This is a genomic window from Xanthomonas cannabis (assembly GCF_040616535.1).
Taxonomy (GTDB): Bacteria; Pseudomonadota; Gammaproteobacteria; order Xanthomonadales; family Xanthomonadaceae; genus Xanthomonas; species Xanthomonas cannabis.
On record NZ_CP136580.1, the window covers coordinates 4,273,782 to 4,288,886 of the forward strand.

Annotated in this window: 14 protein-coding genes; 9 read left to right on the forward strand and 5 right to left on the reverse strand. The window is 67.0% G+C overall.

The window, feature by feature from the left end:
- Positions 1 to 104: 104 nt before the first annotated feature.
- Positions 105 to 773, reverse strand: coding sequence for a M15 family metallopeptidase (locus tag RZV17_RS18085; protein WP_355609489.1), 669 nt, complete (start codon positions 771 to 773; stop codon positions 105 to 107).
- Positions 774 to 893: 120 nt separating this feature from the next.
- Positions 894 to 1,700 carry an N-acetylmuramoyl-L-alanine amidase gene (locus tag RZV17_RS18090; RefSeq protein ID WP_355605457.1) on the reverse strand — a complete coding sequence of 269 codons (807 nt, stop codon included), beginning with the start codon at positions 1,698 to 1,700 and terminating at the stop codon, positions 894 to 896.
- Between the two features lie 353 nt (positions 1,701 to 2,053).
- Between RZV17_RS18090 and RZV17_RS18095 the strand changes: the two genes are divergently transcribed.
- The 7 genes from RZV17_RS18095 (at position 2,054) to RZV17_RS18125 (ending at position 9,801) form a co-directional block, all read left to right on the forward strand.
- On the forward strand, positions 2,054 to 3,466 hold the full coding sequence (locus RZV17_RS18095) for an SH3 domain-containing protein (protein ID WP_355605460.1): 1,413 nt from the start codon (positions 2,054 to 2,056) through the stop codon (positions 3,464 to 3,466).
- Positions 3,463 to 4,560 (forward strand): dipeptide epimerase, encoded by a 1,098-nt coding sequence (locus tag RZV17_RS18100; RefSeq protein ID WP_355605463.1) that lies wholly within the window; start codon positions 3,463 to 3,465, stop codon positions 4,558 to 4,560. Before RZV17_RS18095 ends, RZV17_RS18100 begins: the two co-directional genes overlap by 4 nt.
- A 275-nt stretch (positions 4,561 to 4,835) precedes the next feature.
- Complete coding sequence (locus tag RZV17_RS18105) at positions 4,836 to 5,612, forward strand: L,D-transpeptidase family protein (protein WP_355605466.1); 777 nt, start codon at positions 4,836 to 4,838, stop codon at positions 5,610 to 5,612.
- A complete protein-coding gene (locus RZV17_RS18110) occupies positions 5,609 to 6,916 on the forward strand; it encodes an APC family permease (RefSeq protein WP_184441744.1) in 1,308 nt (435 codons plus the stop codon). The genes RZV17_RS18105 and RZV17_RS18110 overlap by 4 nt, the downstream gene beginning before the upstream one ends.
- 87 nt (positions 6,917 to 7,003) lie before the next feature.
- A complete protein-coding gene (locus RZV17_RS18115) occupies positions 7,004 to 7,501 on the forward strand; it encodes a hypothetical protein (RefSeq protein WP_039408598.1) in 498 nt (165 codons plus the stop codon).
- A 149-nt stretch (positions 7,502 to 7,650) separates the two neighbouring features.
- Positions 7,651 to 7,980, forward strand: coding sequence for a hypothetical protein (locus RZV17_RS18120; protein ID WP_047694578.1), 330 nt, complete (start codon positions 7,651 to 7,653; stop codon positions 7,978 to 7,980).
- A 642-nt stretch (positions 7,981 to 8,622) separates the two neighbouring features.
- Positions 8,623 to 9,801 (forward strand): PQQ-dependent sugar dehydrogenase, encoded by a 1,179-nt coding sequence (locus RZV17_RS18125; RefSeq protein WP_166749453.1) that lies wholly within the window; start codon positions 8,623 to 8,625, stop codon positions 9,799 to 9,801.
- Between the two features lie 126 nt (positions 9,802 to 9,927).
- On the opposite strand, the gene RZV17_RS18130 is transcribed toward RZV17_RS18125, so the two are convergent.
- The 3 genes from RZV17_RS18130 to tsaD form a co-directional block, all read right to left on the reverse strand.
- Complete coding sequence (locus tag RZV17_RS18130) at positions 9,928 to 12,099, reverse strand: glycoside hydrolase family 3 N-terminal domain-containing protein (protein WP_047694574.1); 2,172 nt, start codon at positions 12,097 to 12,099, stop codon at positions 9,928 to 9,930.
- Positions 12,100 to 12,316: 217 nt separating this feature from the next.
- A complete protein-coding gene (gene folB / locus RZV17_RS18135; RefSeq protein ID WP_039408607.1) occupies positions 12,317 to 12,673 on the reverse strand; it encodes a dihydroneopterin aldolase in 357 nt (118 codons plus the stop codon).
- A gap of 73 nt (positions 12,674 to 12,746) precedes the next feature.
- Positions 12,747 to 13,811 carry a tRNA (adenosine(37)-N6)-threonylcarbamoyltransferase complex transferase subunit TsaD gene (tsaD, locus tag RZV17_RS18140; protein ID WP_355605473.1) on the reverse strand — a complete coding sequence of 355 codons (1,065 nt, stop codon included), beginning with the start codon at positions 13,809 to 13,811 and terminating at the stop codon, positions 12,747 to 12,749.
- A 279-nt stretch (positions 13,812 to 14,090) separates the two neighbouring features.
- On the opposite strand from tsaD, the gene rpsU reads away from it, so the two are divergent.
- Both rpsU and RZV17_RS18150 read left to right on the forward strand, forming a co-directional pair.
- Positions 14,091 to 14,306 (forward strand): 30S ribosomal protein S21, encoded by a 216-nt coding sequence (gene rpsU / locus RZV17_RS18145; protein WP_002808376.1) that lies wholly within the window; start codon positions 14,091 to 14,093, stop codon positions 14,304 to 14,306.
- A 223-nt stretch (positions 14,307 to 14,529) separates the two neighbouring features.
- Positions 14,530 to 14,976, forward strand: a complete 447-nt coding sequence (locus RZV17_RS18150; RefSeq protein ID WP_047694570.1) for a GatB/YqeY domain-containing protein — start codon at positions 14,530 to 14,532, stop codon at positions 14,974 to 14,976.
- Positions 14,977 to 15,105 lie beyond the last annotated feature (129 nt).

The window sequence follows — 15,105 nt, forward strand, 5'->3', positions numbered from 1 at the left end:
CCAGATCGGCAATCACGACACGGGAGCGCAAGTGTACGAGCGTTCGGGCAGGTGCAGGCATCGGGCGCGCGCGCACTGCAATGCGAGCAGGAAGGCCGCCGCGATCACTCCACCGGCACATCGTAGGCGGTGTCCGGCGTGGGCTCCGGCCGGAAGGTGAAGTGCCACCACTCCATCGGATAATTGGTGAATCCCTCGGCCGCCATGGCGCGCAGTAGGCGCCTGCGCTGGGCACGCTGCGCGTCGGTGATCTCGGGCGCATCGGTGTGTGCCCGCGTATCGAAAAAATCGAACGCGGTGCCCATGTCCACCGCCGCACAGGCGCCGTGCCGGCAGTCCAGCAGTCCAAGATCCAGCGTCGCGCCACGGCTATGCCCTGACGTCTCGGCGATGTAGTCGCCCAACAGCGCGCGCTTGTCCACGCGCGGGTAATACTGGGCCTTGGTCGATTGATCGCCCAGGTCCGCCGCCCAGGCCACGAACGCCTGCACGGCCCGCACCGGCCGGTAACAGTCGAACACCTGCAAGCGGTAGCCATCGGATTCGAGCCGCTGCGCCACCCGCGCGAGCGCTTCGGCAGCCGGACGCAGCAGATAGCACCGCGGCGCAAGATATCCAGGCACCACGCGCCCGGTAAAGTTGTTGCTGCCCGCGTAGCGCAGGTCCACTGCGAGGTTGGGCGCAAGGCGCTGCACATCGATCAACCCGGCTTGTGCAGCGGTCGTTGCGGGTGAGACGTGCGGCTGTGCCGCGCCCACACCCGACAGCAGCATGGCCAGAAGCACCACTCCGGCGCGGGCACTGGAGCGCGGCAGGCCAGCTGCACGCTGGTTGTGGTGGATGTGATGCATGGCTGCTCCTCTACCGGGCCAGACACTCTTGCCGTCGTGGCGCTATGGGCTCTCGCCCTCGCCTGATGCCACATTACCGGGTAACGGCGAGGGCCGCAGTGGCCCGGTCAACGCATGCAGGATCCGCAGATCCTCGGCATCCAGCGTGCTGGCACTGTTGCCGCGATAGTGATGGTGGAAGGCCTGCAGGGTGGCGGCAGGGTCGTCGAGGCTGTAGCCGAGCAGGGCAAGCGCCTGCCAGGGATCGAAACCTTCCGGTGCGGGTGGCGCATCGGCAGCCGGCCAGCGGCCAAAACCGGCGTCGGCCAGGCGCTTCCAGGGAAAGCGTGGGCCGGGGTCGTTCTTGCGTGTCGGGGCCACGTCTTCATGGCCGACGATCTGCGTGCGTGGAATCCGCAGGCGCGTGCACAGGTCTTCCAGCAGGACCAGCAGGCTGTCGATCTGCGCCGGTGCGAACGGTTCGCTGCCGTCGTTGTCCAGCTCAATGCCGATCGAGGCCGAGTTGATATCGGTGATGGTGCCCCAGCGGCCGGCGCCGCCATGCCAGGCGCGTTGCGCGTCGCTGACCAGCTGGTAGCGACGCCCGTCCTCGCCGATCAGGTAATGCGCGCTCACGCGCCCCCCGCTGTTGCGCCCACGCAGCGTGCCCAGGCTCTGCCGGACCGAGTGCTGGTCGGTGAAGTGCAGCACGATCAGGATCGGGCGCCGGGCATCGAAGTTCGGCGACGGCACCCACTCGGCCAGGGCGTTGCGCTGCGGCGCATGGGCGCAGGCACCCAGCGACAACGCCACCGCGCAGATGGTTGCGCGCAGCCAGGCCGATGGGCGTAGAGGGAAGCTGGACAGCATCGTTGTCTCCTGGAGGAATCGCGCGGCCCGCGCCGTCGCTGTTGGCCGCGCTACGTCCGGCGCGGCCATTATCTGCCGAGTGTCGCCGCTGTGGCCGGCAACGCGGGCCTGCGCGTGGCGACGCTGCAACGCGCCGATTGCGCCGTACCCGCATCGCCGTTGATGGCGTGGCCGTGCACTGCGTCGGGATATCGGCCAGCGGGGTCGGCGCCCGCATCCGCCTGCGCTGCGTTCGCAGCGCCAGGCGCCCCGCGTACACTGCGCCATGGTCGCCACCGCACAGTGCGGCCGTGCTGCCGCTTGCGTCACGTGCCTTGCAGTTCGCCAACGCCTGCCCTGATCCCGAGCTCTTCATGTTCCTGCCGCGCTGCCTGCTGACGTTGCTGTCGATCGCCCTTGCCCTGCCCTGCAGCGCAGCGACCACGCGTGCCAGCGTGCAGGCGCCGCCGGCCGCACCGTTTGCAGTCAGCGATGCGCAGCTGACGCCCGACTACTGGATCCAGCGCAGCCCCGACGCGCAGCGGCCGCATCTGAACGCTGCACAGATCGACGCGTTCACCACACGCTTGCTGCGCGACGATGCCTCCATGCGCGATCTGGCGCAGCTGCCCGCGCTGCTGACCGGCGCGACGGTGCGCGCGCAGATCGAGGCGCTGTCGGCGCCACCGACACGCACGCTCTACGCTGCAGACGGGCAGCTGATCCAGCCAGCGCAGTTGACGGAGCTGCGCCGCCTGCTCGCACTGGACACGCTCCCGGCCCAGGTCGCGCCGCGCTTTGCGCTGGTGGTGAAGCGCGCCGCGCTACGGACCTTCCCCAGCGCGCTGCGCGTGTTCAGCGGCCCCGACGAGCATGACATCGACCGCTTCCAGGAATCGGCGCTCTACCCCGGCACGCCGGTCGCGGTCCTGCACAGCAGTGCCGATGGCGCATGGGCGTTCGTGCTTGCGTCCAACTACGCCGCATGGATCGCCAGCGACCAGATTGCCGAAGGCCCGCGCGCGGACGTGTTGCAGTACGCGCAGCGCCGCCCACGCCTGATGGTGACCGGCGCACGCGTACAGACGGCCTACACGCCGGAGCTGCCGGCCGCCTCTGCCCTGTGGCTGGACATGGGCACCAGCCTGCCCTTGCAGCGCACCTGGCCACCGCAGCAGCCGGTCAACGGGCAGCTACCGCTGGCCGCCTATGTGGTGCAGCTGCCGCTGCGTGGCAGCGATGGCCGCTTGCAGTTGGTCCCTGCGCTGGTGCCACGCGGTGCCGATGTGCGCATGGGTCCATTGCCGGCCACCGATGAGGCATTGCTGCGCCAAGCGTTCAAATTCTTGGGCGAGCGTTACGGCTGGGGCAACGATTACCACGCGCGCGATTGCAGCGGGTTCGTACTGGATGTCTATCGCAGTGTGGGCATTGCGCTGCCGCGTAACACCGGCGACCAGGCACGCAGCCGCGTCCTGCGCGGCGTCGCGTTCACCGCCGACGCACCGCTGGAACAGCGGCTGCAACAGCTGGCGCAGTTGCGTATCGGCGACCTGATCTATATTCCCGGCCACGTGATGATGGTGATCGGGCACGCACACGGTGCGCCCTGGGTGATTCACGATGTCGCCGGTGCCAACTACCGCGCAGCCGATGGCAGCGTGCAGCGCGCGCGCCTAAATGGCGTGTCGGTGACGCCGCTGCTGCCCCTGCTGGCCACCGACGGCACCGCCTTCATCGACCACATCACCCGCATCCAGCGCATCGCACCGATCGATTCCCCATGAAGATCACCGGCTTCACCCTCGGCATGCTGCGCGTGCCGCTGCACACCCCGTTCAAGACCGCGCTGCGCACCGTGCACGCAATCGAGGACGTGGTGGTGGTGCTGCAGACCGATAGCGGCCACATCGGCCACGGTTCCGCTCCGGCCACTGCGGCGATCACCGGCGAAACCCACGGCAGCATCGTCGCCGCGATCCGGCAGTGCATCGCCCCGCGCCTGATCGGCCAGGACGTGGCCGATTTGAATCGCCTGTGCGGGCTGGTGCAGCACGCACTGGAACGCAACACCAGCGCCAAGGCTGCAGTGGAGATCGCGCTGTACGACCTGTGGGCGCAGGCCTATGACGCCCCGCTCTACCAGTTGCTGGGTGGCGGCACGCCACAGATCACCACCGACCTCACCATCAGCGCCGATGCCATCGACATCATGGTCGCGCAGGCGCAGCAGGCGCTTGCACGTGGCTACCGGGCGCTGAAGATCAAGGTCGGCAAGGACAGCGCCTCGGATGTCGAGCGTATCAAGGCGATCCATGCGGCCGTCGATGGCCGCGCGACCTTGCGCCTGGATGCCAACCAGGGGTGGACGCCCAAGCAGGCGGTGCGCAGCATGCGGACGTTGGAAGACGCCGGCATCGCGCTGGAGCTGCTCGAACAGCCGGTCAAGGCAGCCGACGTCGACGGGCTCGCGTTCGTCACCGCGCGCATCGACACCCCGGTGATGGCCGACGAAAGCGTGTTCTCGCCATCGCAGGTGATCGACCTGATCCAGCGCCGCGCCGCCGATATCGTCAACATCAAACTGATGAAGACCGGCGGCCTGTCCAACGCGATGCGCATCGCCGATATCGCGGCCGTGTACGACGTGCCGTGCATGATCGGCTGCATGATCGAATCCAGTGTCAGCGTGGCCGCCGCCGTGCATCTGGCCGTGGCCAAGGCCCACAGCATCACCCTGGCCGACCTGGACGCGCCGGCACTTGGCCAGTTCGACCCCACCGATGGCGGCGTCCGGTTCGACCACGCGCAGATCCACATCGACGATTCGCCGGGGCTGGGCATCCGCCGCATCCGAGGGCTGGAGCTGTTGCCGGACTAAGCGCGTCCTCGGCGAGGGTCGGTCATGCCGATATGGGCGCCCGTCAGCCACCAGCGCGGGCAGCGGGCAAGACGGGGCCGTGCCAGCCGCATGCCTGCCCGCGCGGCAAACCACGCGCGCACGATGCACGGGCATGCGCCACGCGGCCGCATTGCTGGGTACAGTAGCGCTCATCGGCACCTGCCCTGCGCGGTCTCTGCCTCGCGCGATCACACGGCGATCGGCACGGACGCACCGCGTTCGTCTCAGCTCACCCCCCAGCCTCCGGAGCCTGCATGCGTCTTGCCATCCTGTTGCGACCCACCCTGTTGATGGCGCTGACACTGTGCGGCAACGCCGCCCACGCCGGTGAACCGATGCAGGCGCTGCAGCAGGCACGTGCACTGATCGTGGTGACCACTCCTGACTGGAACAGCACCCAGGCGCGCCTGCAGACCTTTACGCGAGTGGACGGTGGATGGGCACCGGCCGCGCCGGCATTCGCGGTGGCGCTCGGCCGGCACGGCAGCGCCTGGGGCGATGGCCTGCACCCCGCCCAGCCGCAGGGCCCGCAGAAGCGCGAAGGCGATGGCCGCAGCCCGGCCGGCGTCTTCGCCATCGGCCCGGCATTCGGTGATGCGGCTCGTATCGACAGCGCCATGCCGTATCAGGCGATGAGCGCCACCCATTACTGCATGGATGTGCCCGACTCGCCGCTGTACAACCGCATCGTCGATGCCGCGCAGGTCGGCGAACGCGCCGTCGCCGGTTCCACCGAGCCGATGCGGCTGGACCTGCGGCAACCCGGCGATGCGCGCTACCGCGAGGGCTTCGTCATCGCGCACAACCCTAGCAACGTGCCCGGCCGCGGCAGCTGCATCTTCGCGCATCTGTGGCGCACGCCGGGCCAGTTCACCGCCGGCTGCACTGCGATGGCGCCTGCCGACATGCAGCACCTGCTGGCGTGGTTGAAACCGGAAGACCACCCGCTGTTCGTGTTGTTGCCGCGCGCCGACTACGCGCGCCTGCAGGCGCAGTGGCAGCTTCCCGTGCTGGCCGAGGCCGCACCATGAGCACGCCGCCCCCCGCACCCGATGCCACCGGCCTGGTACGGGTGGTCAGCCGTTGGCAGATCGTCGGCTTGTCGATCAACGACGTCATCGGCAGCGGCATCTATCTGTTGCCCGCGGCCACGGCCGCGCTGCTCGGTCCGATGAGCCTGTGGGCGGTGATGCTGGCCGGCCTGGCGGTCGCGCTGCTGGTGGTGTGCTACGCGCAGGCGGCGAGCTATTTCGATACGCCCGGCGGCAGCTATCTCTACACACGTGAAGCCTTCGGCCCGTTCGTCGGCTTCCAGATCGGCTGGATGATCTGGCTGACCCGCATCAGTTCGGCGGCAGCACTGAGCAATGGATTGGCCGATGCGGTCGCGCGGTTCTGGCCGACCGCGTCCACCGAGACCTGGGCGCGCACGCTGGTGGTGGTCGGCTCGCTGGGCGTGCTGACCGCGATCAACGTCATTGGCGTCAAATCGGCCGCGCGCACCGGGATCGCCCTGGTGATCGGCAAGCTGGTGCCGTTGCTGCTGTTCGTGGCCATCGGCCTGTTCTATGTGGACTGGTCGTGGGCGTTTGCCGGCACTGCGCCGGATCTGCGCGACATGGGAAATCTCGGCGAGGCCGCATTGTTGCTGCTGTTTGCCTATGCCGGCTTCGAGAACATCCCCGCCGCAGCGGGCGAATACCGCAACCCGCGCCGCGACGTCCCGTTCGCCCTGATCACCATGATCGTCACGGTCACCTTGATCTATGCCGCCGTGCAGGTGGTGGCGCAAGGCACGCTGCCCAACCTGGCCGCATCGCCCACGCCGTTGGCCGATGCGGCCAGCGGCTTCGGTGGCGAGGCACTGGCGCTGATCCTTACCGTGGGCGCCACCATTTCCATCCTGGGCACCACCAGCAACACGGTGATGCTGGGCCCGCGCTTTCTGTTTGCGCTTGCGCAGGACGGGTATGGGCCGGCATTTCTGGCCCGTGTGCACCCGCGCTTCCACACCCCGGCGGCGGCCGTGCTCACCCAGGGCGTGCTGTCGCTGGCACTGGCGTTGTCAGGCTCATTCACGCAGCTGGCGCTGTTGTCGATGGTCACGCGCCTGTTCGCCTACATCGGCACTGCCGCCGCCGTCATCGTGCTGGCGCGTCGCTATCGGCACCGCACCGACACCTTGCGCTTGCCGGGTGGCCCGCTCATTCCCGTCGCCGCGCTGGTGCTCTCGCTTGGGCTGCTGGCCAGCGCCAGCTGGCAGAATCTGGCTGCGGCCGGTGTGGCGGTGCTGGTGGGGTGGGCGTTCTACCTGTTCCCGCGCACACCTGCCTGACAGCTTCGCAATGCACTCGCGCCGCGCTCACGCACGCCTAACCGCGCACGCCCAACGCTGCGGCTCTCACCTGCCTGGGAGCTTGCGATGAAACTGCGCCGCGTCTACAGCACACCCGATCTTGAAAGCGCGCAGCGCGTGCTGCAGTCAGCACGCAGTGCCGGCATCGACAACGACGCGCTGTCGCTGATCGCGCGTGCCGATATCGAACTGCACGATGTCCCGGACGAGCGCAAGGACGCCAAGACCGATTTCGTTCCGGCTGCGGCACGTGGCGCTGCAACTGGCGGTGCTGCCGGTCTGGTGGCAGGGCTGGTGGCGGTCGCCGTGCCGCCGATCGGGTTGACCCTGGCCGGCGTGGGGGTCATGGCATTGGCGGGCGCACTGGTGGGCAGCTGGTCGTCGGCACTGGTCGGTGCCACCGTGCCCGACCCGGTGCGGCGTCAATTTGAAGATGAAATCGAATCCGGCCGCGTGTTGGTGGTCATCGACGCCGACGAGCAGACACTCCACGCGTCCGAGCCAGCGCTGCTGACCGCCGGAGCAACTCCCCTGCCGTATGAAGCAGCGTCTGCTGCGGTATGACGCCAATGCCGGGAGCTGGGCTGGCAACAAGGCGGCGGCTATCCGCTTGCGGTGCAGCGTTGCCTTGATCCCGCCGTCACCTGGCGTGCCGCGCTGTTAACACCTCGCTGCCTAAGTTGATCTGCACATTCGCATTGATGGAGACGAGCATGAACGTGCCGTACCAGATTCCGGGCCGCGCACCGGACGAAGACCGCAGCCAGAACGTATCCAACTATTGGCGCGAGCGCTTCACCGAAGAACCGTATTACACCGAAGGCGACCGTTACGAAGATTATGAGGGCGCCTACCTGGCCGGTCACGAAGCGCGAATTCGCGAAAACGCCCGCGCCTATGATCAGGTGGAAGCCGAACTGCACCGTGATTGGGAAGCCAAGCGCGGTACCGAAGGCCTGAGTTGGAGCAAGGCCCGTCACGCGGTCAAGCGTGCCTGGGAAAATGCAACCGACTTCGTCACCGGCGACAAGTCAAAACCGTAAACAGACACCGCCACCGTCGAGGTGGCGTTGTTTTTTTGCGCGTAAGAGCATCCCAGTCTTGGCGGCGCCACAGGTGAGTTGCACGTGGCGCCGCCGGCCTCGATTGCATCGCATTGCAGATGTCGTTTTGCACTGCTACTCCTGCGGGCAGATTCGGCACTATGCAGTGCATGAAATCTTGTTCTGCTCGGCAGCAAGATCGCATTGAGAGCCTCTCGCCAGCGGCACCCGCGAGATGCTCAGTGAGCCAGCAATCGCAGAACGCAGCCCGGCTGTTGGAATTTCATCACACGAGCACACGTTCTTGGTGCAACACAGGGGCACACAGGCCGAACCGGCATTGGACGAGGCCGTGGGCTTTTAACCAAGCAACACCATGCATTCCCATGCGGACCGAATCGGCAGCGTGATCGCGCAACGTGGCATGCAGCCGGACGGCAACAACGCATACAGGTTTGTACCGCTGTCAGAACTGCTTTATGAACTATCCGTTCGTGAACTACGATGTGCGACGTGCCTGCCCTGCAGAGAGTGATCTGCGACAAGGGTGAGCCGCGCAGCGTCGTGTAAGGTAATGAAAACCCGACGCGGAACACGTTGCGGGAGGGCTGCAGCGTGACCGTCCCACCCCTGGAGGACCTCATGTCTATCCGTCGTCTGCTTGCCTTGGCCTGCTCGGCCACCCTGTTTACCTCCGCCGCCGCGCTGGCCGCGCCTGACGCCGCACCGGCAGCATCCATTCCCAAGGCGCAATGGCCGTTCCAGGCCGCCACCGTTGCCGATTTCGACGAGCCCTGGGCGATGACCTTCCTGCCCGATGGCACGCTGCTGGTCAGTGAAAAGCGCGGCGCACTGATGCGGTTCGATCCAAAGACCAAGCGCAAGAGCGCGGTCGCCGGCGTGCCTGCGGTCGCCTATGGCGGCCAGGGCGGATTTGGCGATGTGCTCGCGCACCCGCGCTTTGCAAAAAACGGCCTGGTCTATGTGAGCTACGCCGAGCCGGGCCAGGGCGACACGCGCGGAGCGGCGGTTGCGCGTGCCAAGCTCACGCTGGATGCCACCGGTGGCGGCACCTTGTCCGGCCTGAAGGTGATCTGGCGACAGGAGCCCAAGGTTTCCGGCAACGGTCACTTCGGTCATCGGCTTGCGTTCGACTCGAACGGAAAGCTGTGGATCACCTCCAGCGAGCGGCAGAAGTTCGATCCTGCGCAGGACATGAAGGCCAATCTCGGCAAGCTGATCCGCCTCAACGACGACGGCAGCGTGCCGGCCGACAATCCGTTCGCCGCGCAGGGCGGTGTCGCTGCGCAGGTCTGGTCGCTGGGTCACCGCAATATCCTGGGCATCGCCTTCGACAGCAAGGGCCGCCTGTGGGAACACGAGATGGGCCCGGCCGGCGGCGATGAGCTCAACCTGATCCAGCGCGGTGCCAACTATGGCTACCCGATCGTTTCCAACGGTGACCATTACGACGGCACGCCGATCCCCGACCACAACACCCGCCCGGAGTTTGCCGCGCCCAAGATCAGCTGGACCCCGGTGATCTCGCCGGCCGGCTTTGTGATCTACAGCGGCAAGCAATTTCCCGCGTGGCGCGGTAACGGCTTCATCGGTGGCTTGTCATCGATGGCGCTGGTGCAGGTCTCGTTGGGCGACCAGCCGCGCGAGGTTGCCCGCTACGACATGGGCGCACGCATCCGCGAAGTGGAACAGGGACCGGACGGCGCACTGTGGTTGCTGGAGGACGAAGCCAGCGGCAGCACCGGGCGCCTGCTCAAGTTGACCCCCAAGAGCAAGGCAGCAGTCGAAAACGACGCGTAAGCATGGTGGAGTGCGGTCGTGCAACACGCACGGCGCGCATACAGGATTGCCTTGCAGCATCACCAGCGCTCGATGAGCGCTAGTGATGTCGATGCAGGCGCGTATACCTGCGTCAGCTGACGCGCCTCAGGCGTCCAGCAGCTCGAACGTGACCGCGTCACCGCTGGTAGCCGATGCACAGACCCACACATCGAACAGGCCCGGCTCTGCGCCGAACACGCCCTTGTGATTGGTAAACGCCAGCGCATCGCGCGTCAGCGTAAATGCCACGTCCACGCTCTCGCCCGGCTCCAGCAATACCTTGCGGAAGCCCTTGAGCTCGCGCACCGGCCGCACCCGGCTGGCCACGCGATCGTGCACGTACAGCTGCACCACTTCCTCGCCTGCCACCGCACCGGTGTTGGTCACCCGGGTGGTGATGGTCAGCGTGTCGTCCCAACCCAGTTTCACAGTGCTCAGTTGTGGCTGCGCGTAGACAAAGGTGGTGTAGCTCACGCCATGACCGAACGGATACAACGGCTCATTGGGCATCTCGCGCCAGCGCGCCTTGTACTCGGACAACGTCGGCAACTCCGGGCGGCCGGTGCGCAGATGGTTGTAGAAGTACGGCTGCTGGCCGGTCACCTGCGGAAAGCTGATCGGCAGCCGCGCCGACGGGTTGTAGTCGCCGAACAAGACATCGGCCACGGCGGTGCCGGTCTGGGTGCCCAGATACCAGGTCACGGCAATCGCATCGGCATCGCGCACGGCACCGCTCAGCGCCAGCGCGCGGCCGTTGCGCAGCAATACCACCACCGGCGTACCGGTCGCGGCCACCGCTTCTGCCAGCGCCTGCTGCGCGGGCGGCAGGGTGATTTCGGTCCGCGACTGCGCCTCGCCGCTGAAACGCTGCGGCTCGCCCAGGGCCAGCACCACCACATCGGCAGCCTGTGCAGCGTCGATGGCCGCCGAGATCCCGCCCGGCAATGCCTCTTCCAGGCCACAGCCGGCCACCACGGTCAGGGACTCGGCACTGACCACGGCGCGCACGCCCTGCTCCAGCGTCACATAACGCGCTTTGTCGCCGAACAGCGTCCAGCAGCCTTCGATATTTTCGCGGTCCTGCACGAACGGGCCGATCAAGGCGATTCGCTGGCCGTTCTTTTTCAGCGGCAGCACCGCGCCTTCGTTCTTGAGCAACACGATCGAGCGGCGCGCCGCATCGCGCGACAGCGCATCGTGCGCCGGCAGATGCGCGGTGTCGGCTTCGCGCGCCGGGTCCAGCGAGCGGTACGGATTGTCGAACAAGCCGATCGCTTCTTTCAGCTGCAGGATGCGTCGCACGCTGGCGTCCAGGGTGGCCATCGGCACCTCGCCGCTGTCCACCAGCGACGGCAGATGCGCGGCATAAAACCCGCTCTGCATGCTCAGGTCCAGCCCGGCCAGGAACGCCTTCTTGGTCGCATCGCGCTCATCGGCGGCGTAGCCGTGCGCGATCAGTTCCATGTCGGCGGTGTAATCGGAAATCACCACGCCGGGAAACTGCCACTCGCCGCGCAGGATCTCGGTCAGCAACTCGTGGTTGGCGCTGGCCGGCACGCCATTGATGTCGTTGAAGGACGACATCACGGTCAATGCGCCGGCATCGAAGGCCGCCTTGAACGGCGGCAGATGCACATCGCGCAGGGTCTGCGGCGCGATATCGACGGTGTTGTATTCCATGCCTGCGGCCACTGCGCCATAGGCGGCAAAGTGCTTGGGCGTGGCCAGCAACGCATCGTCGGCGGTGAGGTCGCTGCCCTGAAAACCGCGCACGCGCGCGGCGGCAAACGCCGCGCCCAGCACCACGTCTTCGCCGGCACCTTCGGCACCGCGGCCCCAGCGCTGGTCGCGCGCGATGTCCACGGCCGGTGCGTAAGTCCAATGCAGGCCGGCGGCGGTCGCCTCGATCGCGGTGGCGCGCGCGGTGCGCTCGGCCAGCTCCGGCTCGAAGCTGGCTGCCTCGCCCAGCGGGATCGGGAACACCGTGCGCATGCCGTGGATCACGTCCGCCGCCAGGATCACCGGGATGCCCAGCCGGCTTTCTTCCACGGCGACTTTCTGGATCTGCACGCCCAGGGCGGCACCCACGCCATTGAACAGCGAGCCGACCCGGCCCTCGCGCACCTGCTGCAACACCTCGTCGGCATTGCGCACATTGGCTTCGGGATTCACGTCCGGCGCAAACGGCCGCACCATGTCGGCGAACACACCCAACTGTCCGACCTTCTCTTCGACGGTCATCCGGGCAATCAGGGTTTCGATGCGATCAGCAGCCATGAGATCCTTGAGAAAACGTTTACATGGCCGGCAATTCTAGCCTGACGCGACTGCGGGGGGGCAAGTTTTGCAGGCCGGGATTCGAGATTCGGGATTTGTAGAGGCCGGTTGTACGGCATGTTGCCCGCCGGAGCGGCAACGGCGCAGCGCCTGATCCGCCGCGACCTCCGATGCTCCGGGATCCAGGCATGCAAGCCAGGCGGGCGGTTCGCGACAATCAGGCGGCGCGTCCCCGCTCGATGATCACGCCCACTGCCTGCGCGCCACGCACCGCACCGGGCTTGCTCAGCTTCAGCCGCAGCCACTGCACGCCGAATTCGTCCAGTACGATCGCCGCGCAGCGCTCGGCCAGGGTTTCGACCAGCCCGAAATCCGACGCCTGCACGAACTCGATCAGCCGCTTGCTCACTGCCTTGTAGTTCAGCGTGTCGGCGATGTCGTCGCTGGCGGCCGGGATGCGGTTGTCGAACCCCATCTCCAGATCGAACCGCAGCGTCTGGCGAATGCGCCGCTCCCAATCGTAGATGCCGATCAGCGCATCGATGTCGAGACCTTCAATAAACACTTTATCCATGGGAGCCGAGATTTGGGATTGGGGAGTCGGGATTCGCAAGAGCGCAACAGAAAGCAGGTGAAAGGGCTAGCTTCTACGAATCCCCAATCCCCACTCCCGAATCCCGCGCCGCCGCCAACAGCGGCAAGCTCGCCATATCCCAACGCGGCGTTACATGCACCGCCGCGTCGGCGCGTTCGCCGGCCTCCAGGCGCAGCGCGCCGGCGAAGGCGATCATGGCGCCGTTGTCGGTGCACAAGGCCGGCCGCGGGAAGCAGACCCTGCCACCACGGCGCTGCGCGGCCTCCTGCAGCTGCGCACGCAGGCGCTTGTTGGCGCCCACCCCGCCGGCCACCACCAGGGTGTCGCAGCCGGCCGCATCCAGCGCGCGCAGGCATTTGATGGCCAGCGTCTCCACCACCGCGTCCTCGAAGCCGCGCGCGATATCCGCCCGGGTAGTGTCTGACTGGTCGCTGTTGCGCCAGGCCAGCAGCACCTGGGTCTTGAGCCCGCTGAAACTGAAATCCAGCCCGGGCCGGTCGGTCATCGGCCGCGCAAACCTGTAGCGCCCCGGCGTGCCGGTTTCGGCCAGCGCCGCCAGCTGCGGGCCACCGGGATACGGCAGACCCATCATCTTGGCGGTCTTGTCGAAGGCCTCGCCGGCCGCATCGTCCAGCGTCTCGCCCAGCACTTCGTAGTTGCCCAGCGCCTTCACCGACACCAATTGGGTATGCCCACCCGACACCAGCAAGGCCACGAACGGCGGCTGCGGGGGGTCGTCTTCCATCAGCGGCGCCAGCAGATGACCTTCCATGTGATGCACGCCGATCGCCGGCACGTCCAGCGCCCAGGCCAGCGACCGCGCCACCCCGGCACCGACCAGCAGCGCGCCGACCAACCCGGGTCCAGCCGTGTAGGCCACGCCATCCAGTTCGTCGATCCGCAGCCCGGCCTCACCCAGGGTCTGGCGGATCAGCGGCAGCAGCTTGCGCACGTGGTCGCGGCTGGCCAGCTCCGGCACCACGCCGCCATACTCGGCATGCAGCGCAATCTGGCTGTAGACCGCGTGGGCGCGCAGCGCCGGCACGCCGGACAAGGCCGTGTCATAGACCGCCACGCCGGTCTCATCGCACGATGATTCGATCCCAAGGACTTTCACGGCAACTCGGCAGACAAGGAACAGGCCCGTATTTTCGCAGCTTTTGGGCTGCGCAGATGCGCCGACCCGCAGGTGCGCAGCCGCCGCGTGGGCTGCCGGGAAACGCGCGCCGACGCACGCTCTGCCGCACCGTTCCCGGCAATTTTCACCCGGGGCTTGCAGGCCGCTTGCAAGTCGTTATAATGCGCGGCTCGCCGGGGCAACCCGGAAATTCCGTCACGCGAGTCCGCTCGCACCCGCCCGGGGCTCCCGGACGGAAATCCCACTTCTGGAGAACACATGCCCAGCGTTAAAGTCCGCGAGAACGAGCCCTTCGAATTTGCGCTCCGCCGTTTCAAGCGCACCTGCGAAAAGGCCGGCGTGCTGGCCGAGACCCGCAAGCGCGAGTTCTATGAAAAGCCGACCCAGGAGCGTAAGCGCAAGGCTGCCGCTGCCGTGAAGCGTCAGCTGCGTCGTTCCTCGCGCGACGTCACCAAGCGCCAGCGCTTGTACTGATCGAACGCGGTTCCTTGCCGCCGGGCATGCGCTGTAGGCGCGGCCCAGCGGGATTGAACCCAAGAGCCGGCACGCGCAAGCGTCGCCGGCTTTTTGTATTGGCCTGTGGCCGTCCCGCCTACTCGGCGCGGGACCAGACGCCGCCGCCCCATTCCCTCTATGCCGACGCAGGCGCCCGACAGCGCGCGTCCACACCTCTCACCTGCCACCCAGGAGTCACCCCATGCCCCTCAAGCAGCAGCTCACCGATGACATGAAGGCCGCGATGAAGTCCGGCGACAAGCACAGCCTGGGCGTGATCCGGCTGATCAACGCCGCGATCAAGCAGAAGGAAGTGGACGAGCGCATCGAGATGGACGATGCCGCCGTCATCGCCGTGCTCGACAAGATGGTCAAGCAGCGCAAGGACTCGGTCACCCAATACGAAGGCGCCGCGCGCGAAGACCTGGCGCAGATCGAGCGCGAGGAAATCGTGGTGATCGAGCGTTACCTGCCGGCCAAGATGGGCGAAGCCGAGATCGTGGCGGCCATCCAGGCCGCCGTCGCCGAAACTGGCGCCAGCAGCCCGGCCGATATCGGCAAGCTGATGGGTGCGCTCAAGCCCAAGCTCGCCGGGCAGGCCGACATGGGCCTGGTCTCCACGCTGGTCAAGCAACAGCTGGCCGGCTGAGCCATGCCGTGTCGTGGTCGTTCGGCCGCGACACGGCACGATCGCCGCGACACTCGCCAGACGGTTGCAGGGTGCGCCTGCAATTGATGCGCAAGGCGTGATGCGCAGTGCACCTCTGCAGCTGATGCA